Genomic DNA, 19,564 nt, shown 5'->3' with positions numbered 1-19,564 from the left:
GAAAGTACGTACTTCCTATCAAGTTAGGCATGAGACATAATAGCATTCAGATCCAACATATTCGCCAATCATGATAAGTAAGGGCCCTGCTTTGTGAATGGCAAGAAAAATTAAGGGAGGATACACCTCAGATGAGCACGATTACATCCAACGTGAAGCAGCAAGCAACTGGTACGAAAAACTCCACTCTTGCTTTACTTGCTCTCGCAATCAGCGCATTTGGTATCGGGACTACTGAATTTGTTATCGTCGGTTTGTTGTCGACAGTCGCACAGGATTTGAAAGTAACCATAACCTTAGCAGGACTTCTTATTTCTGGATATGCATTAGGGGTAGCTATTGGAGCACCGATTATAACAGCACTCACAAGTCGAATTCCACGGAAAATGCTGCTCATGCTTTTGATGATTGTCTTTGTTGTCGGAAACAGTGCGGCAGCCCTGTCGAGCAGTTTTACGCTTTTAATCATTGCCCGTTTCTTTACCGCGTTTTCTCATGGGGTATTTTTCTCCATCGGTTCTACGATTGCAGCCGATCTGGTGCCAGAAAACAAGCGTGCCAGCGCGATTGCAACGATGTTTACAGGTCTGACTGTTGCAACCGTTACAGGCGTACCTTTGGGAACGTTTATTGGACAAATGTTTGGATGGAGAGCGACTTTTTGGGGAGTTGCCATTCTTGGAGTGATTGCACTTATTTCGACAGCGATTCTGGTGCCAAGTCATTTGAAAAAATCCAAGCCTGCTTCCATTAAAGACCAAGTGAAAATAATTACAAACTTACCACTGTTGCTTGTCTTTGGGATTACGGCACTGGGCTACGGCGGTACCTTCGTAACCTTTACGTTCTTGGGTCCGATTCTCGAAGAAATCACAGGTTATCAGGCAAGTGCCGTCAGTCTGATTCTTCTCGTCTATGGGATTGCGGTAGCCATTGGAAATACGGTAGGAGGAAAAGCAGCTGACAAGAATCCGATAAAAGCACTGCGCTGGATGTTCATCATTCAGGCGATCATCCTGATCATTTTAACATTTACCGCTCCGTTCAAATGGGTGGGAACCCTCACGATTATCCTGATGGGCCTCTTGGCTTTTATGAACGTACCGGGCTTACAGGTATATGTCGTTCAGCTGGCTGAAAAATACGTGCCAAGTGCTGTTGATGTAGCATCTGCCATTAACATTGCGGCATTCAATCTCGGCATTGCGATTGGAGCCTTCGTGGGAGGAATCATCGTCGATACCATCGGACTGATTCATACACCATGGGTCGGCGGAGTGATGGTGCTAGGTGCAGCATTACTCACGGCAATCAGCAGCAAGCTGGAAAAAACTCGTCGTTAATCGTACGAAGACGGCGGATACGGATCAAAGCATGTGTCCGCCGTTGATTTCGATATACGTCACGTGAGGAGAGAACATCTATGAGCAAATTTGACGGTCATTACGGTTTTCAGCGAATGTTCCAAGAAGATAAGATGACGTTAGGATTTCACATTCCGCTAGAGGCATACGAATGGGATGCACCGACAATGGAGCGCCAGGTTGAACTCGTCCAAGCGGCAGAAGACTATGGCTTTACCGGAATCTGGCTGCGCGATGTGATTTTGCAGGACCCCGCATTTGGTGACCCTGCAACCGGGCAAATTTATGACATGATGATTTATTTAACCTATTTGGCTGCGCAAACGAAAAAAATCGCTTTTGGTACCTCGAGTATCGTACTTCCACTGCGGCATCCGCTACGAGTGGCAAAAGAGACAGCGACCATCGAAAATTTGTTTCCCCAGCGTTTGATGATGGGTATTTCTTCCGGCGACAGACGGGCTGATTTTCTTGGATTGAATGTGCCACATGAAGAGCGTGCGGAGTTGTTTCGGGATGGCTACGAATACTTGCAGAAGGTCATGGCAGAGCATTTCCCGAAAATCAACTCGCCATACGGCATGATTGATGGAGCGAATCTGGTGCCAAAATCGACTGCTCCCATTCCTACCTTTATCACGGGGTACAGCCAACAAACGATGGACTGGTTTGCGCAAAACGGAGATGGCTGGATTTATTACCCGCGTGATCCATTCAACCAAGCACATGCCATCCAAGAATGGAGAGAGCTTGTCCAGAAATACCAGCCAGGTGTATTCAAGCCGTTTATTCAGCCCCTTCACTTGGACCTAGCGGAAAATCCGGATGAGTCGGTCACGCCGATTCGATTAGGGTACCGAGTCGGAAGAAAAATGCTTTTAGAACTGCTGGCCATGTATCAAGAGGTCGGCGTCAATCATTTATTCTTCGCCCTATTCCCTAGCCAGCGTCCCATTGACGAGGTCATCGATGAGCTAGGACAAGAAGTATTGCCTTATTTCCCGGCCCATATCGATATGCCGGAGCAGTTTTGAATACACCTTCATATGAGGAGGGGAGGACATGGAAAAATACAATATCCCTGTAGAGGCAACATTGGAAGTCATTGGAGGGAAATGGAAAGTAGTGATCCTCTGCTTGTTGGCAAAAGGGACGAAGCGGACAAGCGAATTGAAACGCGCAATGCCTGCCATTACGCAAAAAATGTTAACGCAGCAACTGCGAGAATTGGAAGCGGACAATATTATCACCCGCCATGTTTATCAGCAGGTTCCCCCACGAGTCGAGTATGATTTAACTGAGTACGGCAAGACCCTGTCGAAGGTCCTCGATGTCATGTGTGAATGGGGAGAAAGGCACATCGAAAACGAATTACGAAAAATAGTCGAATGAAAAGGGGAAGTTCGATGAGAGGAATTGGCATCAAGCAATACGGCGGCATTCAACAGTTAACAGAAATTGAATGGCCAACAAAGCCGATCGGGCCGGACGATTTGCTCATTTCGATCAAAGCGAGTGGGGTAAATCCCGTGGATTGGAAGGTGCGGGAAGGACTGTTGCAAGCAGATTTTCCTTTTGAACTGCCACTTATTTTAGGGTGGGATGCGGCGGGCACGGTAACAGCTGTCGGTACGAATGTGCAGGATTTTCAAATCGGTGATGATGTCTTCTTTCGTCCGGAACTGGAAAGGGAAGGGACATACGCAGATGAAATTGTCGTTCCGGCGAATATCGTAGCCCCGATGCCACGTGGTTTATCATACGCCGAAGCGGCTTCACTTCCGTTGGTCGGATTAACGGTTTGGCAGGCATTGGTGGAGGTAGGGAAGGTGCAAGCGGGAGAAAAAGTCCTGGTGTTGGGGGGAAGCGGCGGGATCGGTTCCATGGCGATCCAGCTAGCAAAAGCGCTAGGTGCCTACGTGGCGACGACAACCAGCTCCAAAAACAGCGATTATGTCCGTGAGCTGGGAGCAGATGAAGTCATCGTGTATGATCGGGGACCACTTCAAACCTCTACAGAATTTGCATTCATGCTGGACACGCTGGGTGGAGAAGCATACGGTGAAGCTTTACCATTTATGAAGCGACAAGGAAGAGTGGCAACCATTATCAGCGAGCGCGATGCCAAGAAACCTTCGTTCGCTGAAGCGGCTGAGAAGGAACGAGAGCTGGATGTTACTTTTGTGTTTACGCGTCCAGATGGGGCAAACATGAATCATATCCGTGAGCTAGTGGAAGCCAAACACGTAAAGCCTTTCTTGACAGAGATATATCCATTGACCATTGAAGGTGTTCGAGATGCGCATCTCTCCAGCCAAACGGGTAGAGTGCGTGGTAAGATTGTGCTCGCCCATTCATGAGGGGAGACAGAGCACGAGCAAGTTGCGAGAATGTATCAGCGGCGGGCTAGGACTTGAATTTTCAACCGAACCCGCTGCTGTTTTCATGAAAAAGCCAGCGTGACGGTGTAAATCGCCTTCGCTGGTACACCCCGCTTCACCTCTTTCGAATCACGGCCCCCTGCAGAACAAAGGTAATCCCTAAGATTCCTACGATGGCAAGCAGTCGAATGAAACCGTTGGAGACAAACAGATTGACACAGATCAGCCCAATAATGATCAGAATAAGCAAAATCACTGTTTTCCCCGACATGAACGTGCTCCCCCTTCCCTAAACAACATGAGTGGTCTCGTCAAATCGGACAAAGCGGGTCGTTCCATGGCGTATGTAATTTGACTTTGTGGTTGTCAGAATCTTCTGTTCACCCTCTTAGTACCTACTATTGTAGCGAATACGATCGTGGAAGAAAAGGCGGGATAACGTGAAAAAACTCCCTTCTGTCATCGCCAGGTTATCACCTGTACGCTGGAGAGGGAGTTTTCGTTTGTGATCGTGCTACTCTCGTTACTTCGTCGCTAGCTGACGCTCGGTTGTCTGCTGCTTCAACGGCTGTCCGGCCAATTGTGATTGTTTGGATCGAATCAAGATGGCCGTAATCAACAGCGCGATTCCATTGATGATAAATACGAAGCGAATCGGGATGAGTCCTCCGAGAACGCCGCCAATGATCGGCCCCATCATGGTCGCGAGCTGCGTCGAGGATTGGTTCAAGCTAAATGCTCTGCCACGAAATTCTGGTTCTGTGACTTTTACAATCATGGCGTTAATCGACGGATAGACAGCGGCAAAAAACAGTCCGTACGCGAATCGCAAAATGCCAAATCCATACAGATTGGTGAAGAAAAATTGCAGTAAATTTCCGATCGCTCCACCCATTAAGCCGATGAACAGGATTTTGGAATAGCCGACCTTTGACCCGAGTTTTCCCCATTGTGGCGCAGCAATGACCGTCGCGATTCCTACTGCCGCAAAAATGATGCCGGAGCTGAGGGAAGCATCTTGCTGCGAAGCGCCCAATTGCATGACATACACGGTTAATAAAGGTTCAAGAAGCATAACGGAAATCGTGACCATCAGGCTCATACCCAGTATGGACATCAACGGGCGGTTTGCCAGCGCAGCGCGCAAATCTTCCCGTACACTCGAGCGGCTGCCGGAGCGGTTCAAGTTCGTTTCCTTCACGAAGAAAGTAGCGATCATCGCGGCTACGAGCACGACAAATCCTGAAAAAATGAAAGCTTCCGCGTTTCCCCATACATGACTGACGACACCGCCAACCAACGGACCAATGATTCCTCCTGTTGCACCCGAAGTCGCCATTATCCCGAGTGCGTACCCGACGTTTTTTTCTGGTGTATTCGTCGCTACCAGCGCAATGGCGGCAGGTACGTAGCCGGCAAGCAAGCCCTGGAAGATCCGTAACACAAGAAACAAATAAGGGTCCGTAATCAAATAAGTCAAAAAGTACAGCAAAGCGAGGCTAAATCCAGAGCGAATCAACATAGGCTTTCGTCCATATTTGTCCGCAAGAGAACCCCAATATGGCGAGATGAGTGCACTTGCTAAAAACGTGATGCCAAACGAAATGCCGGACCAGGCTTCCAGATGCTCATTGACCCCCAGTGAAGTATGGAGGAAGATGGGCAGAAAAGGGATGGAGATGGAGTAGGCGGTGCTACAGAAAAATACCCCAATCCATAACACAATCAAATTACGTTTCCATGAAAATTCCATCTTTCTGTCACAACCTTTGCAGTTAAAAAGCAGGAATATTGTTATTGATCATTCTAGCACTCCAATTTACTGCTGACCAATTCGGAAATATGATCGGACTATTGCAAAAATGAAATAAGAGGAAACCTTGACTTCATTCGGACAAAAGAAAATCCCCTCACGACAAGAGAGGAAGCTCTTGTATCCGTTCGGGGATTTCCATGTAAACAGCAGGTTAATGTCCGGCAGGCGTGCTAATGCCCACACGATCAATCAATCGCTTGCTTTCATCATTAAGTCCAGTGATGACAACGAATTTGTCCAACTGCCTGTATTTCTCTACGACTTTCGAGATAGCCGTTACAGCCGACAGATCCCAAACGTGGGAACGAGAAAAGTCAATGATAATCTGCTCGGGATCATCCTGGAAGGAAAACTGGTCGACGAAGTGTGTCATAGTACCAAAGAACAGCTGACCCGAGACGGCGTACACTTTTTCGCCCGTATCGCTCTCGTAGGAGGTGGCATGCAAGCGGGCCATCCTCCAGCCAAAAATGACGGCACTCAGAATCACACCAGAAATGACCCCTTTTGCCAAATCATGCGTAGCGACGACGACGATCACCGTTGTAATCATGACAATGGCATCCCCAAAAGGAATTTTCCGCAAATCCCGTATGGACTGCCAGTTAAACGTCCCGATCGATACCATGACCATGACACCGACGAGGGCAGCCATCGGGATTTGTTTGACGACGTCTCCAAGGACAAGGATCAAGAACAAGAGAAAAATCCCTGCAACCAAGGTGGACAGACGGCCACGCCCACCTGATTTTACATTGATAACGGACTGTCCGATCATGGCACAACCAGCCATTCCGCCAAAGAATCCGGTGATGATATTGGCGATCCCTTGGCCTTTTACTTCCGTGTTTTTGTTACTTCGTGTATCTGTCATCTCATCAAGAATGGCAGCAGTCATCAATGATTCCAGAATCCCGACCAATGCAAGTGGAAAGGAGTAAGGCAGTATGATCATGAGTGTTTCCCAGTTCAACGGGACACTAGGAATGTGGAACATTGGCAATTGACGTGTGATTTCTCCCATGTCTCCAACGGTCCGCAAATCAAGACCTGCCAAAATGGAAATGACAGTCATGACGATGATGGCTACGAGAGCAGAAGGAACTGCTTTGGTGAGACGCGGCAACAAATAAATGATGGCGAGCGTTCCAGCCAGCATGACGTACATAACCCAGGATGCCCCAATGAAATGGGGAAGCTGAGCCATAAAGATGAGAATAGCCAACGCATTGACGAAGCCAAGCACGACGGTATGCGGGACAAAGGTCATCAGCCTGCCGATTTTACAGGCACCCAGTACTATTTGCAAAATACCGGTCAGAACAGTCGCCGCGAATAAATACTCGATACCATGCTCCCTGACCAGGGTAATCATTAATAACGCCATAGCTCCCGTAGCTGCGGAAATCATACCCGGTCTTCCTCCGACAAACGCAATGGTGACTGCTATGCAAAAGGAAGCGTACAAGCCAACCATTGGATCGACACCGGCAATAATAGAAAAAGCGATGGCTTCCGGAATCAGGGCTAGAGCAACCGTAATCCCTGCCAACATGTCAGCACGTACGTTAGAAAACCATTCCATTTTTAGTTGTTGAAGGTTCAAAGATGTTCCTCATTTCTGTTTTCAGTATAGTGACTTTCCCCTTTCAGAAAAGTCGGGGCCGTTTTTCACAGTTTTTCATTATAGTAAAAATGAGTCCTCTTCGCCATCTTTTTTTTAGGAAACGGTAAAATGCAAAAATATAGACTTTCCGACCAAAAGTGCAGAGGGGAATTGAGCGGGTCAGTGAAACAAGTTATGAGGATAATAAGTCTGTAATTTTTTATGGAAGGGTGGATACGACGAAGAAATGCTCGTGAAACCGTCCGTAACCAGACGAAAATTCCTCCAAAAAACAGCATTGCTAGAATTGGCTGCAGCCGTACCTGCTTCTCTCCTGACGCCTGGAACTGCTATTGGAATGGAGACAACTGGAGAAGAAGGAAGCTCGTCAAAGAACGGCTCTCCCCGAAATACAATACTATTACAGAGGTTCAGAGAATAAGGGATTAATTAGGGCAATTTTCATGCTCAGTAGGATATTCAGTATAAGGAGGAATTCCTTCTTTGTATTCGAGTAAATTAGCCAAAAATAATTAATGTGATCAGTATAGTAAAACGTTAATAGGGTATAGACGTTTAAAATGCATAAAATGAATTCAGGATTTTATTGTAAATACAAACAATGTATCTCCCGACACTTTTCTATAATATACAACAGCGTACTAGCAAATATTGACGAATATTCTGAATATTATATAATATAGTAAAAAAAGGGAGTGCTGGTAATGGTTAAAAGATTTTCTTGGTTGCTTTTTGTAGTTTCTCTACTATTTTTTTCATCTGGGGCAAATGCTAATGAAGATGATACATACGTTTCAGAAAAAGTTGCAGATGAGATAGTCAAAGATTACATCAAGAAATTCAAATTTGATGTTAGTCTTGAGGACAAGCAAGATGTTGTTGAACTTTATAACACCAACGATGAGCATATCGGATATTATTATAAATTAGAAAATGCAGAAAGTTATTTCTTTATTGTTTCAGCAAACACTGATTACTCTCCAGTGTTTGCTGCTGGAAAAGGAAAGATTAAACTGCAAGAATTAGAAGATGATGAAAAGTATTACTTTTTGGGAAACACTTCAATCCTAAAATCTAATGATGGCAGTAGGTTGGTTAAAAAAATCAACAAAGGACTACAGAAGAAGGAAAAAGACATTGAATTTACGATCCAGAAGAACAGAGAGGCAAAGTCTATTTGGGAAAGTTACACGACAGAAGAAGCTAGTGATGTAAGCACCTTAAGAGTAGACGAAGAATATCTTAACGTAACAAGGTTCACTCAATGGGAAGATGGAGTAAATAACCCAGCAAGCTCATGTGGGCCTGCAACAATTGCTGCAATAGCTGAGTACTGGCGTAGCAAAAAAGGATTTGACACAATAGATGGTTTAGACTATTTCACCAGAACTGAGATGATAAATGCTATTTACAAGTATCATGGCGGAAAGTCATATGGCATGTCAGTTTCAAATGTGCGTAGTGGGTTAAAAAGTTACATAAACCGAGGTCACACTCATACTGTGTCAACAGACTCGTTTAATAGTTTTTCTACTTACAAGTATGAAATTGGTAGAAGTCGCCCACTTGCAGTAAAATTTGATCAGTACTTCACATTTTTCGAACCAGATGCTGAGTACGCCTACGATTACCATTGGACTGTTGGTGTTGGGTATCTAGAAGATGGAACCGATAAATATCTCTATATTCAAGACAATGGAATTGGATATACGGATGGGACTTGGGATTGGTCGAAAGAATTGTACATTGACTACACAACAAACAAGCCAATTATTACTATGGTATCTTTAGAAGTTTCATGAGTCATTTAAATAAGGAGCAGGCGTTTCTGCTCCTTATCATTCCATATAGATGGAGGGTAGTTACCATTAAAAAAAAGATGATTTGGGGTGTAGTTAGTGTACTAAGTATTATTTTAGTTTGGAACCTTTACACTATATTTTATGGAACATCTGGAGACAAGGCATTGGCTATTAACTATGCAACAGAGTATGTAAGTGAGAAGTATAATTTACCAATTGAGAGCTTAAGGACAGATGAGCCTACTTACAATTTCTCACATGGGACATATATGACAAAAGTGAGAAACACAAAAGCCCAAGAATCATATCTAATCAATGTTAAAATAACTTCCAATGGTGACATGCAGAGAATTGAAGAATATTCAAAGAATCCGGTTAGGGAGTGATGCAAAAAAATAAATAAAAAAATATCATAAAACCATTTGAAACAAAGCGATCTGTTGTAATCTATGAATACATCTTTCGAAAGTACTGAGAACAATGTAACCAAAATGTACATGCGTTAATGAGCACAAGATGTACCTAGTATAAGCAACTGTAAAGAATGGGTTCAAAATTTGATGAATTGTGTAAAAGATGTTGATCTATTTACAGCACACAATCTCAGCATCAAAGATTTAGGGGGGCTTGGAACAGCCTCTCGCCGTCTGCCAAATGGTCTCGTCGTAGGTGCAATCGTAGCGGTGAACGCTGTCGGAGAAGTGCGGTTACCCTCCACCGGAGAAATTTTGGCAGGAGCGAGGGGAGAGGATGGCAATATCCGCGATAGCCTGTCCTGGATGATTGATGCGGCAACTCCCCCGGTACCGGCAGGGACGAACACTACCATCGCAGTGGTTGCGAGCAACGCCAATTTGAATAAAGTACAAGCGAATAAAGTTGCGCAAATGGCGCATAATGGACTCGCCAAAACCATTCATCCGGTTCATACGATGAGTGATGGAGATACGATTTTTGCCATCGCCACAGGGGGCGTGGATGCTTCGGTCAATCTCGTCGGGACGCTGAGTGTAGAAGTGCTGGCGGAAGCGGTCGTCAATGCGATCCTCTCTGCCAAAGGAGCGGGTGGGGTACCTGCTTATCAAGATGTACGCTGAGTGAAATTCCGATTTGAGCCTCCCATTCCTTGATGGATCAAGAGGTTCGAATCGTTTTTTTTATGCCAATGTGCTCCGCGAAGAAAAAAATTCCAATAAAACATCGATATCAAAGTCAAATCCATATATAATGAAAATGATTTTCAAAATCAAAGAGTTGATTTATGTTGTTCTTGAGAGAGAGGAGTTGCTGCTTCCATGCTTCGCAGATTTTTTTCTTACTATCGGCCTTATCGTGGATTATTTATCCTCGACTTCACGTGTGCAGTATTCGTTGCCTTGTTGGAGTTGGGATTTCCGCTTGCAGTGAACATGGTTGTCGATCAATTACTTCCAAGCAAGGATTGGAACATGATCGTGTGGGCGTGCATTGGACTTTTGGCTCTGTATGGTCTTAACGCCGGAATGAACTATGTCGTCACGTACTGGGGACATATGCTCGGGATTAATATCGAGACGGATATGCGCAAGAAGCTGTACGACCATATTCAAAAGCTCTCTTCCGCTTTTTCGATAATACCAAGACGGGGCATCTGCTATCTCGCCTAACGAATGACTTGATGGAGATCGGGGAGGTCGCTCACCACGGTCCGGAAGATTTGTTTATCGCCGTGATGACGCTGATCGGTGCGTTTCTTTTGATGTTCAATATTAATGAAGAAATGGCGCTGCTTACGTTTTTGGTGATTCCGCTCTTGATATTCTTTGTTGTTTACTTCAACCGTAAAATGACGGGAGCGTTCCACCGTCTGTACGGCGACATGGCCGATTTCAACGCACGTGTTGAGGACAACGTAGGTGGAATGCGTGTCGTACAAGCTTTTGCCAACGAGCAATTTGAAAACAAAAGATTCGCAGAGAACAACCAGCGTTTCCGGATCACGAAGCTATTGTCCTACAAAATCATGGCTCAAAATATTTCCGTCAGTTACGTGCTGATGCGTTTAGTCAATTTATTTGTCCTGATTTGCGGCAGCTGGTTTGTTATTCAAGGTGCATTGACCTACGGTGAATTTGTCGCTTTCTTGCTGTTAACGAATGTATTTTTCCGTCCGTTGGAGAAAATTAATGCGATTATTGAGAGCTATCCAAAAGGGATCGCCGGCTTCAAGCGCTACATCGAAATCATGGACACAGCACCGGATATTGCGGATGCTCCAGATGCTATCCAGGTAGAGGCGTTGAAGGGCGATATCTCGTACAAGAATGTTTCGTTTAGCTACGACCAAGAGTCTTCTGTTTTGCAAAACATTGATTTGAACATCCGGGCGGGCGAGACCATTGCGTTTGTAGGCCCATCTGGAGCAGGAAAAACCACATTGTGCAGTCTCTTGCCGAGATTTTATGAAATCGACGGGGGCAGCATCTCCATTGATGGAATGGATATCCGCCAAATCACGCTATGGTCATTGCGCAGCCAAATCGGGATCGTTCAGCAAGATGTGTTCCTCTTTTCAGGGACGATTCGCGAAAATATCGCGTATGGAAAACTAAACGCTTCAGAGGAAGAGATCTGGGAGGCAGCGCGTCTGGCTAAACTAGAAGAGTTTATCCGTTCTCAGCTTGCTGGTCTGGAGACGATCATCGGTGAACGCGGAGTCAAATTGTCCGGTGGTCAAAAACAAAGACTGGCGATTGCGCGCATGTTCTTGAAAAACCCGCCGATCCTGATTTTGGATGAAGCTACCTCTGCACTCGATACCGAAACGGAGGCGGCGATCCAGCAGTCCTTGCAGGAATTGTCCAAAGGTCGTACGACATTGGTGATCGCCCACAGATTGGCTACTATTAAAAATGCAGATCGAATCATCGTTGTGACGGAACAAGGCATCACGGAGCAGGGAAGTCATGATCAACTCTTGGCTCGTGAAGGCATCTATAGCAGACTGTATCAAGCACAGTTCGGCACGTACCTCGACCAGTCGAACAGCGTTTTTTCTTGATAAGGAATAGAGAGGGAGATCGTGATGCAAGAATGGAATGACGATTTTATCGCACAACGGTTTGATATTTCTTCAAAACCGAGACCCAATGCCTTATTTTCCATGAAGGCAAGAGATTTGGTAGACCCGACACATATGAATGAGATCGTACAAATCTATGCTCCGCTAATCAAGGCACATGAGCTGATTGCTGCTGGTACTTACATCAGCAGTTGGCTCACGAGCCCTTCTCTCGGTCTTCAGTACATGATCTCTGTCTGGAACCGAGCACTTACCATGACGCTGGATAATATGACGATTGAACTGTTTTACGAGGATGATTATCCGCAATTCGTCTTTGTGATCCCGGCGTATGAGATCGTAGAAGCACCTACCAGCGAAGCAGAGCGTGCAATCTGGCTGAAGGAATGCTATCGTGCGTATTTTCAAGACTTCCTGCACCCGTTGCTCACGACTCTTGCAAAGGTAACGGGAAATCCAGAAGCGATGCTCTGGGGACAGTTCCCGACCAAGTTCAATTACCATACGGATGCTTTTGTGGCGTTGGTAGAACAGGATCGTATCAAGCAACAAGTGAAGGCTGATTACGATGTTCTCTGTAATCAGCTGGAAGGCGAGAGCTTTGGATTGCAAAAAAATCCATTTCGCGTGAATGTGCGCTGGATCGAGGATATGCGTGATCCCCAAGCGAAAGTGCGCATCAAGAATCAATGCTGTTTGTACTATAAGACGGGGGAGCAAAAGTATTGCTATACCTGTCCGCGGATAAAAGAAGAAGAGCGCGCTCTGATGAGAATTCGCGCGTAGCTGACCCTCCCTTTGTGGAGGGTTTTTTCTATCACCGTAGACGTATGGACATGTGCTAGCTTCTTCCTTTAAAGTAGAGTCAGGGGTAAAGTTGGAAAAATCAGAATGATTTCCAGGAAGGCGTGGTTCGTATACAGACAATGAACCAAAAGGAACTGGATCGCTACGTTCGAGATTTTCATCATGCGGTTGTCAATCAGCAGCTTAGCCTTTATTATCAACCTCTCTACGACTTGAGGACAGGCAAAATAATCGGAGCAGAAGCTCTGGTAAGATGGAACCATCATCAAAGAGGGCTACTGACCCCGGATTGGGTATTTTGGTTAGCAGAAAAGAGTGGGTTGATTCTTTTGGTAGAAGAATGGGTGATCAGAACGGCTTGCAAGCAGAACAAAGCTTGGCAGGACGCTGGACTGCCACCTCTTGTGACATGCGTGAATCTGTCATCTTATACCTTGGAATCGGACCAGTTGGGTAGCAGGATTCAAGCGATCTTAGATGAAACAAAACTGCAGCCTCACTACTTGGAGCTGGAATTTACCGAGGATTCTACCAGAGATGGGGAGCGTACCATCGAGATTTTAGCAGAATTAAAAAGAATCGGGGTAAAAATCAGCCTGGATGATTTTGGGAAGGGCTATAGCTGCATTCAACATCTATCCCGTTTTGCCATGAACAAGCTAAAAATCGATCAAACCTGTGTAAGGGAATGCATGAGCGATGTCACACAGGCGACCGTTATCAAAACCGTTATGGCGATGGCACGAAGTCTGGGCGTGCAAGTAACGGCAGAAGGTGTAGAGACGCAAGAACAACTGGAGTTTCTTTGGCAGCTTGGTTGTGATTCTGCTCAAGGATTTTGGTTTAGTGAGCCCATGCCTGCTGAAGACTTGGCTCGTGTGTTGAAGCGTGAGGAAAGGTTTAGGAACAGTGCATTTCTACTACTCAATGACGGACAGCACCGAGCTTTTGATACATACGAAGTGGAACATAGCGAGCGAGGAGACGTTCTTCGCAAGCAGCAACATGTGAATGAATCGACATATCGAATGATCGCAGAAAACTTGTCTGATATTATCGTGATCATCAATAGTCAGGGGATCATTACGTATATTTCTCCATCCGTTCAATCCGTTCTGGAAATTGCTCCTGATGAAGTAGTGAATCGCCACCTGTTAGCTGTACTGCCACTGGAAACGGGCAGGCTTGTTATGCAAACGATTCGTCAAATCACGGTGGAGAAGCAGCCTCGTCTCATTACATTTACTTGCCCGGACCGGAATGGCAAAAAGATCACGCTGGAGGCAAAAGGCACCCCGGTGATACATGAAGAACATGAGACGAATCAAGTCATATTTATCATTCGAAATCACACGAAGCATGTGCAAACAGAAGAGTTTTTACAAAAGATGGACAAGCTATCCGTCATTGGGCAAATGGCTGCCGGGGTTGCGCACGAAATACGAAACCCGGTAACTTCCATCAAAGGCTTCGTACAATTGCTCCGTCGAGACCAATGGAAGAGGGAATATTTTGATATTATGCAGGCTGAATTTCACCAATTAGAGAGTGTCTTGCGAGAATACGTCTTTTTATCAAGAGAGTGCACAGAACCGTACGAACCAAAAAATCTAGCGGATTTGCTGCGACAGGTTACACGATTGGTGCAAATAAAGCTAGAACGTCACCATCTAGTGCTGGATGTCAAGGAAGTGGAGGGGAGCATGATATGGTGCGATCAGAATCAAATTCAGCAGCTTTTTATGAATCTCCTGTCAAACTCCGTTGAATCGATGCATGATGGTGGGACGATTCAGATCATGGCAATGTGTAAAGAAAGCGAGCATGTGATGATTAGAATTGTTGATCAAGGTTGCGGTATGGCGGAAGAACGTCTGAAACGATTAGGGGAGCCTTTTTATAGCACGAAAGAGAAGGGGACCGGGCTAGGACTTATGATTTGTTATAAAATCATTCAGGCACACGACGGGTATATCCATTTTTCGAGTACCCCGAATAAAGGGACGACAGTGGAGGTTTCCTTTCCACTAGGAAAATCAAACCCAAGGCTCGATCCATAACGTGATCAGGCCTTGGGTTTTTTACTTACTTTTTCTTTGTTTGGTTATCGGAAAAATGTTCTTGAACAGCTTCCAAAAAACGCAGCCATGCCTCGGGCAGCTTGGGCTCTTCTGTAGGACGGCGCATAGTGGAGTTGCTGTCGTTTTGTTTCACTGGCTCCATTCTCCATCTATCCTTTCGTGTCTAGCCAATCATGGCGAAGGGTGAACAAGTCCCGCAGCTCTTCCGTTGATAGCTCCGTGATCCAGCTTTCGCCTGTCCCGACAATTTGCTGGCTCAACGATAGCTTTCTCTCCATCATCTCATCAATGCGTTCCTCAATCGTCCCGAGCGAGATGAATTTGTAGACGTGAACATTGCGCTGCTGCCCTATGCGATGAGCTCGGTCAGTGGCCTGATTTTCTACCGCAGGATTCCACCAGCGATCTACGTGAATGACATGGTTGGCTTCCGTTAAGTTCAAGCCGGTTCCACCCGCGCGCAAGGAAAGAATAAAGATGGCCCCGCGTTCATGGTCCGGAAGTGTCGGGTCTTGAAAACGAGCGATCATCTCATCGCGTTTTTCTTTCTTCGTGGCCCCATTTAGGAAGTAGACAGGTCCATAGCCTTCTCGTGTCAGCACCCGTTGGAGCAAATTGCCCATTTCAATGTATTGGGTAAAAATCAGGCAACGCTCTTTCTTTTGGCGAATATCCTCCACCAATTCCAGCAGCCTTTCCAATTTGTGTGAGCGACTGGCTTCATCTGTTGTTGAGATTTCATTCAAAATCAGGGCGGGATGGTCACACAATTGTTTGAGACGTGTCAGTGTCGTCAGAATCAGACCGCGCCGCTCCATAGGGGAGGCTTTTTCCATACGATCAAACATATCTTGAATCGCTGTCTCATAAAGTGCGCCTTGCTCGGTAGTCAGCGGTACATATTCCTTGCTCTCATTCTTGTCTGGCAAGTCGAGCTGAATGTTCGGATCGGTTTTCACACGCCGGAGCAGGAAAGGCTGAATGAGTCGTTGCACTTGATTGATGAGCTGCTGGTCTTGGTCGCGCTCGATGGGGTGAACAAAGCGCTGGGTAAATTCTCCGAGACTTCCCAAGTAGCCAGGATTCAAGAAATCAAAAATGGACCAGAGCTCACTCAGACGATTTTCGATCGGAGTGCCTGTGAGAGCGATCCGGTGCCATGCTTTCAAATCGCGCACAGCGGACGCTTGCTTTGTATAGGCGTTTTTAATATTTTGCGCCTCGTCGAGACATATCGTATCCCATGTAACCATTCCTAGCTCCTGCTCATCTAAATGGGACAGGGCGTAGGAGGTAATGACCAGATCCGCTCCCTTGATCGCTGGCAAAAACGCCTCCTTTTTTTGACGATCATTGCCATAGTGAATCATCACGTGAAGAGAGGGGGCAAAGCGCTTCAGCTCTTTTTGCCAGTTGCCTATGACGGAGGTCGGGCAGATTAGAAGAGATGGAGTACTGGCTGGGCCATGTTGTTTGACATGAAGCAAATAGGTAATAAATTGAACCGTTTTTCCCAATCCCATGTCATCAGCCAGACAAGCTCCCAGCCCAAAACGGCGTAAAAAGAACAGCCACGAACTGCCTTCCAGCTGATAATTTCGCAACGTCCCGTGAAAAGTAGATGGCTGCTCCATGATCGGGATGCGCTTTGTTTCCTGCAATTGATTCAACAGCTCTCGCAAATGCTGGTTTAGCTGAACTTCAACCGTTAGGGAAGTGTCGAACTCGAACTCATCATCGGGTAGCTCCTCAACCTCCACTGTAGGGGCAAGGTGCATTCGCATGACATCACGTAGGGACATGCCGTTTTTCGCTTGGTTTTTCTTGAGCGCTTCCTGTAGCTGCAAGAAAAGATCGGGAGTCAATTGTACCCAATGCCCGCGAATTTTCAGCAGGCGCTGTTTTTGTTTAATGAGTTCCTCAAATTCCTCTTCGCTGAGCTCCACAGGTCCCAAGGCGAGCTTCCATTCAAAATCCATGAGCTGGGAGACACCCAGGAAGGATTGTCTGCTAGCCCCGACAGAGGTTGTAATCTTGGCTTTTAGCTTTGGTTTTACCCGCCGTACTTGTTCCCACCATGCTGGCAGAAAGACGTGAATACCGGCTTGCACCAACTGCAAACTACTCGACGTCAAAAAGATCCATGCTTGCTCATTCGTCAGTCGGGTGAGAAAACGGCTTTGATTCTCCTGGTTGTCTTTTTGCCAGGGGAGAATCTCTTTGCATTTGGCCAGGTCCGTAAGAAAACGACTCCAGTGTTCACGCCAGTCAGCAGGGATACGTGCGGTGACTACTCCCTCAGCCGTCAACTGGTGTGGCTCAATGAGAAATAACTGATCTGGCTCTTCACGATTCTGCAAATACACGTGGAGTTGCCAGTCATTGGGGTGCTCCTCGGCCTCGACGATTTGCAAGCATGTGCGAAACGGTGTCGTATCTGGCAGCCAGCCTATCGATTGCAACCATTCCTGTTCCTGAAGGTGTGGAGAAAGCTCGGCGCCTATGACATACAGGGCCGGGTATTGCGTCAATAGCTGCTCCCACTTTCGTCCAATCTCGCCATTGCCGTGCAAGGATTCCTCCAGGACGAGCGAAAGCCACTTGTGACCATACTCCGGAAAATCGCCGGGAGTATGCAGGGCTCTCCAGCCGATTTGGCCTTTTTTCCAGGAAGAAAAATCAGGGGCAATAGAGCCTTCTGCGAGCCTGTCACGGATCATTACCGCTACATGCGTAAATTGTTCAAATGGCATGCTGGATGAATAGGTCCGATGCAAAAGCCACTGGGGGGAGACGAAAAAGGAGAGGGCCTTGGCAGGACTGAGCAGTACGCCATGCTCGCTTTTGTCCAGGAAGGTTCCGTAATAGGAGGACTCATCCCACGCAAACAGTGTTCCTGCCAATTCTTCTGGATCGACCACTGCTCCTTGCGTGTCTTTGCCAGTAATCAAGAATTGTCCGTCTGCCAAAAGCTCTCCGTCTAGAACCAATGTAGTGACGGTATTCATAAGTTGAAATTTCCTCTCCTTAGCTCTTCTTGAAAAGCACGTAACCGATTATGTTTGGCAGATAATTGTTCCACGTATCGTTCCCAGCGCGCATCTTGGTTTGCTCTGTTGTAAATCGTTCTTACCTTTTTTATGAGCTTGATCGCTTCTTTGTAGGCCGTTCGATTACGTTCCGCAATCAGTCTGTTCACCTCACGCAAATAAAAAGGGAAGAGGAGAGTCGGCTCAGCTTCCTCGATTTCTTTCACCTGCACGATCGAAATATCTGCCATAGGCACTTGAAACGACATTTGCAAATCAATCCATTGCTGAAACTGGCGTCCTTCATATAAATAGGCGGCATATTCGTGATAACTACTCGGTAAGAACTGCTTCAGCTTGGCGCCGCACTCGGCTGATCGTCCCACTTGCTCCATCGCTTCCTGCCAAATGGCGATAACGAGTCGGTATTGCTGTGTCTCGGCTTGACCGATTAAGGACGTCAACGAAGCAGTCCAATCGAGAAATCGCTGCCATTCTCCATTGCGAGCGAAAGCTTTCATATAGGACAAGTAGAAGGATAGGTTCAAACGGCTCATTCTTTTCCAGATTTGTAGAGCAGATTCGTCTTCCTTTTCCATCACATGAAAGTGGGCACGGAGCAGCAGCCCTTTTTCCTTTTCGGCGGCAGAACTGTTTTCATTGTTGATAAGCTGATCCAGCACATGGATCTCCTCTTGCATCCACTCTGGTTTCTTCAATAGCATCCACCATAACATTTGATAGGCGAAAATCCAGTAGAGGGAAGTGGCTTCGTTTTCTTTTAATTCCTTTGTCAGTTGAAGTGTATCTACGATGGCATCCTGGTGGTCAGACAGAAGAGCAGGGATGTCTGCGAAGTACAACGTCCCTTCTAATTGATCCAATAGCCGCTCGGCTGTCTGAACCAAATCTAGGAACCAGTAGGATTGGCGGTACGTTTTGACGTATTGTGTAAGCTTCATGAGATGAAACAGATTGGCATGGATGACAAAGAGTTGTGCCCGATCCTTCGGCCACGAGGCAGCAACACTCAGTACATTTTGATAGCTCGATAATAACTCAGAGGAAGCTCGATACGATTCCATGGCCGCAAACAGGTTGCGTGTCCAGCTCTCAAAAAATGCCCACCATTCTTTGACGGAGCTGTTCGCGGTAAGCGGAGAGGAAACAGACGCTGTATCCTGCTGAGCAGGAGCGGTATGGCTGTATTTATAAGCAGGAATCAGCAGATGAGGAGAAAACGTAGCTCGTCTTGGTTGTTGGGAGCGGGTCAAAAATGTCCGAGGATTCTCGAACACACTATACATCTGAAAAAAAGTAGCAGCAATATGCTTGCAAATGCGCGAATAAGGGCAGGTACAAGTACTGTTTTGAACCGTTTCCATATCAAGGCGAACATGATACACCTCGGACCCTTGAACATCACTCGTCAAATATTGGCCTTGTTCTACGCGTGTATTGAAGACGACGCCATCAGAAAAGTACGTATAGCCCCGTTCAATGATGTGTCCTTCGACGGCAATTAGGATTTGCTCGCCTACCTGTATCGCTTGTTCCCGAGTCAACTCTCTTTGCAACATGTAGTCAGATCCTCCG

At 46.3% G+C, this 19,564-nt stretch carries 14 protein-coding genes and 2 pseudogenes; 10 read left to right on the top strand and 6 right to left on the bottom strand.

Annotation, left to right across the window (positions count from 1 at the left end; translation table 11 throughout):
- Positions 1-131: 131 nt before the first annotated feature.
- The 4 genes from EL268_RS16305 (at position 132) to EL268_RS16290 (ending at position 3,724) form a co-directional block, all read left to right on the top strand.
- Positions 132-1,343, top strand: coding sequence for an MFS transporter (locus EL268_RS16305; protein WP_106655022.1), 1,212 nt, complete (start codon positions 132-134; stop codon positions 1,341-1,343).
- Between the two features lie 80 nt (positions 1,344-1,423).
- Positions 1,424-2,398, top strand: coding sequence for an LLM class oxidoreductase (locus tag EL268_RS16300; protein ID WP_106655024.1), 975 nt, complete (start codon positions 1,424-1,426; stop codon positions 2,396-2,398).
- Between the two features lie 28 nt (positions 2,399-2,426).
- Complete coding sequence (locus tag EL268_RS16295; protein ID WP_106655025.1) at positions 2,427-2,756, top strand: winged helix-turn-helix transcriptional regulator; 330 nt, start codon at positions 2,427-2,429, stop codon at positions 2,754-2,756.
- Between the two features lie 14 nt (positions 2,757-2,770).
- Positions 2,771-3,724: an NADP-dependent oxidoreductase gene (locus EL268_RS16290; RefSeq protein ID WP_106655027.1), complete on the top strand. Its 954-nt coding sequence runs from the start codon at positions 2,771-2,773 to the stop codon at positions 3,722-3,724.
- 136 nt (positions 3,725-3,860) lie between these two features.
- Here EL268_RS16290 and EL268_RS32830 read toward each other — a convergent pair whose 3' ends face one another.
- The 3 genes from EL268_RS32830 to EL268_RS16280 form a co-directional block, all read right to left on the bottom strand.
- Positions 3,861-4,016, bottom strand: coding sequence for a hypothetical protein (locus EL268_RS32830; protein ID WP_017248261.1), 156 nt, complete (start codon positions 4,014-4,016; stop codon positions 3,861-3,863).
- A 252-nt stretch (positions 4,017-4,268) separates the two neighbouring features.
- Complete coding sequence (locus EL268_RS16285; RefSeq protein ID WP_106655028.1) at positions 4,269-5,498, bottom strand: MFS transporter; 1,230 nt, start codon at positions 5,496-5,498, stop codon at positions 4,269-4,271.
- A 214-nt stretch (positions 5,499-5,712) separates the two neighbouring features.
- The gene (locus EL268_RS16280; RefSeq protein WP_232029922.1) at positions 5,713-7,167 is read right to left on the bottom strand and encodes a SulP family inorganic anion transporter; all 1,455 of its coding nucleotides are present in this window, start codon (positions 7,165-7,167) and stop codon (positions 5,713-5,715) included.
- Positions 7,168-7,892: 725 nt separating this feature from the next.
- Here EL268_RS16280 and EL268_RS16270 point away from each other — a divergent pair.
- From EL268_RS16270 to EL268_RS16245, 6 genes and pseudogenes are all read left to right on the top strand, one after another.
- Positions 7,893-8,990, top strand: a complete 1,098-nt coding sequence (locus EL268_RS16270) for a C39 family peptidase (protein WP_106655030.1) — start codon at positions 7,893-7,895, stop codon at positions 8,988-8,990.
- Positions 8,987-9,376 carry a YfjL-like protein gene (locus EL268_RS16265; RefSeq protein ID WP_106655032.1) on the top strand — a complete coding sequence of 130 codons (390 nt, stop codon included), beginning with the start codon at positions 8,987-8,989 and terminating at the stop codon, positions 9,374-9,376. The genes EL268_RS16270 and EL268_RS16265 overlap by 4 nt, the downstream gene beginning before the upstream one ends.
- A gap of 234 nt (positions 9,377-9,610) precedes the next feature.
- A pseudogene (locus tag EL268_RS16260) lies at positions 9,611-10,087 on the top strand (P1 family peptidase); the annotation flags it as partial.
- Between the two features lie 198 nt (positions 10,088-10,285).
- Positions 10,286-12,030 (top strand): annotated as a pseudogene (locus tag EL268_RS16255) (ABC transporter ATP-binding protein).
- 24 nt (positions 12,031-12,054) lie between these two features.
- Positions 12,055-12,837 (top strand): Fe-S oxidoreductase, encoded by a 783-nt coding sequence (locus EL268_RS16250; protein ID WP_106655034.1) that lies wholly within the window; start codon positions 12,055-12,057, stop codon positions 12,835-12,837.
- A 122-nt stretch (positions 12,838-12,959) separates the two neighbouring features.
- A complete protein-coding gene (locus tag EL268_RS16245) occupies positions 12,960-14,918 on the top strand; it encodes an EAL domain-containing protein (RefSeq protein ID WP_232029921.1) in 1,959 nt (652 codons plus the stop codon).
- A 25-nt stretch (positions 14,919-14,943) separates the two neighbouring features.
- On the opposite strand, the gene EL268_RS32825 is transcribed toward EL268_RS16245, so the two are convergent.
- Genes EL268_RS32825 through EL268_RS16235 form a run of 3 tightly spaced genes read right to left on the bottom strand, consistent with a single transcriptional unit; the run spans position 14,944 to position 19,548 of the window.
- Complete coding sequence (locus EL268_RS32825; RefSeq protein WP_164724485.1) at positions 14,944-15,081, bottom strand: hypothetical protein; 138 nt, start codon at positions 15,079-15,081, stop codon at positions 14,944-14,946.
- Between the two features lie 7 nt (positions 15,082-15,088).
- Positions 15,089-17,947 carry a DEAD/DEAH box helicase gene (locus tag EL268_RS16240; protein ID WP_106655037.1) on the bottom strand — a complete coding sequence of 953 codons (2,859 nt, stop codon included), beginning with the start codon at positions 17,945-17,947 and terminating at the stop codon, positions 15,089-15,091.
- Positions 17,944-19,548, bottom strand: a complete 1,605-nt coding sequence (locus EL268_RS16235; protein WP_106655039.1) for an SWIM zinc finger family protein — start codon at positions 19,546-19,548, stop codon at positions 17,944-17,946. Before EL268_RS16235 ends, EL268_RS16240 begins: the two co-directional genes overlap by 4 nt.
- Positions 19,549-19,564: the final 16 nt, after the last annotated feature.

It is taken from the genome of Brevibacillus brevis, assembly GCF_900637055.1.
In the GTDB taxonomy this organism is placed as follows: Bacteria; Bacillota; Bacilli; order Brevibacillales; family Brevibacillaceae; genus Brevibacillus; species Brevibacillus brevis.
The sequence above is the reverse complement of the archived record's forward strand: the minus strand, read 5'-3'. Positions and strand labels throughout refer to the sequence as shown.

What these genes read in the sequence shown, in the direction of transcription:
- EL268_RS16305 (WP_106655022.1), top strand. Translation starts at nt 132, where the DNA reads ATGAGCACGATTACATCCAACGTGAAGCAGCAAGCAACTGGTACGAAA.
- EL268_RS16300 (WP_106655024.1), top strand. Translation starts at nt 1,424, where the DNA reads ATGAGCAAATTTGACGGTCATTACGGTTTTCAGCGAATGTTCCAAGAA.
- EL268_RS16295 (WP_106655025.1), top strand. Translation starts at nt 2,427, where the DNA reads ATGGAAAAATACAATATCCCTGTAGAGGCAACATTGGAAGTCATTGGA.
- EL268_RS16290 (WP_106655027.1), top strand. Translation starts at nt 2,771, where the DNA reads ATGAGAGGAATTGGCATCAAGCAATACGGCGGCATTCAACAGTTAACA.
- EL268_RS32830 (WP_017248261.1), bottom strand. Translation starts at nt 4,016, where the DNA reads ATGTCGGGGAAAACAGTGATTTTGCTTATTCTGATCATTATTGGGCTG.
- EL268_RS16285 (WP_106655028.1), bottom strand. Translation starts at nt 5,498, where the DNA reads ATGGAATTTTCATGGAAACGTAATTTGATTGTGTTATGGATTGGGGTA.
- EL268_RS16270 (WP_106655030.1), top strand. Translation starts at nt 7,893, where the DNA reads ATGGTTAAAAGATTTTCTTGGTTGCTTTTTGTAGTTTCTCTACTATTT.
- EL268_RS16265 (WP_106655032.1), top strand. Translation starts at nt 8,987, where the DNA reads ATGAGTCATTTAAATAAGGAGCAGGCGTTTCTGCTCCTTATCATTCCA.
- EL268_RS16250 (WP_106655034.1), top strand. Translation starts at nt 12,055, where the DNA reads ATGCAAGAATGGAATGACGATTTTATCGCACAACGGTTTGATATTTCT.
- EL268_RS32825 (WP_164724485.1), bottom strand. Translation starts at nt 15,081, where the DNA reads ATGGAGCCAGTGAAACAAAACGACAGCAACTCCACTATGCGCCGTCCT.
- EL268_RS16240 (WP_106655037.1), bottom strand. Translation starts at nt 17,947, where the DNA reads ATGAATACCGTCACTACATTGGTTCTAGACGGAGAGCTTTTGGCAGAC.
- EL268_RS16235 (WP_106655039.1), bottom strand. Translation starts at nt 19,548, where the DNA reads ATGTTGCAAAGAGAGTTGACTCGGGAACAAGCGATACAGGTAGGCGAG.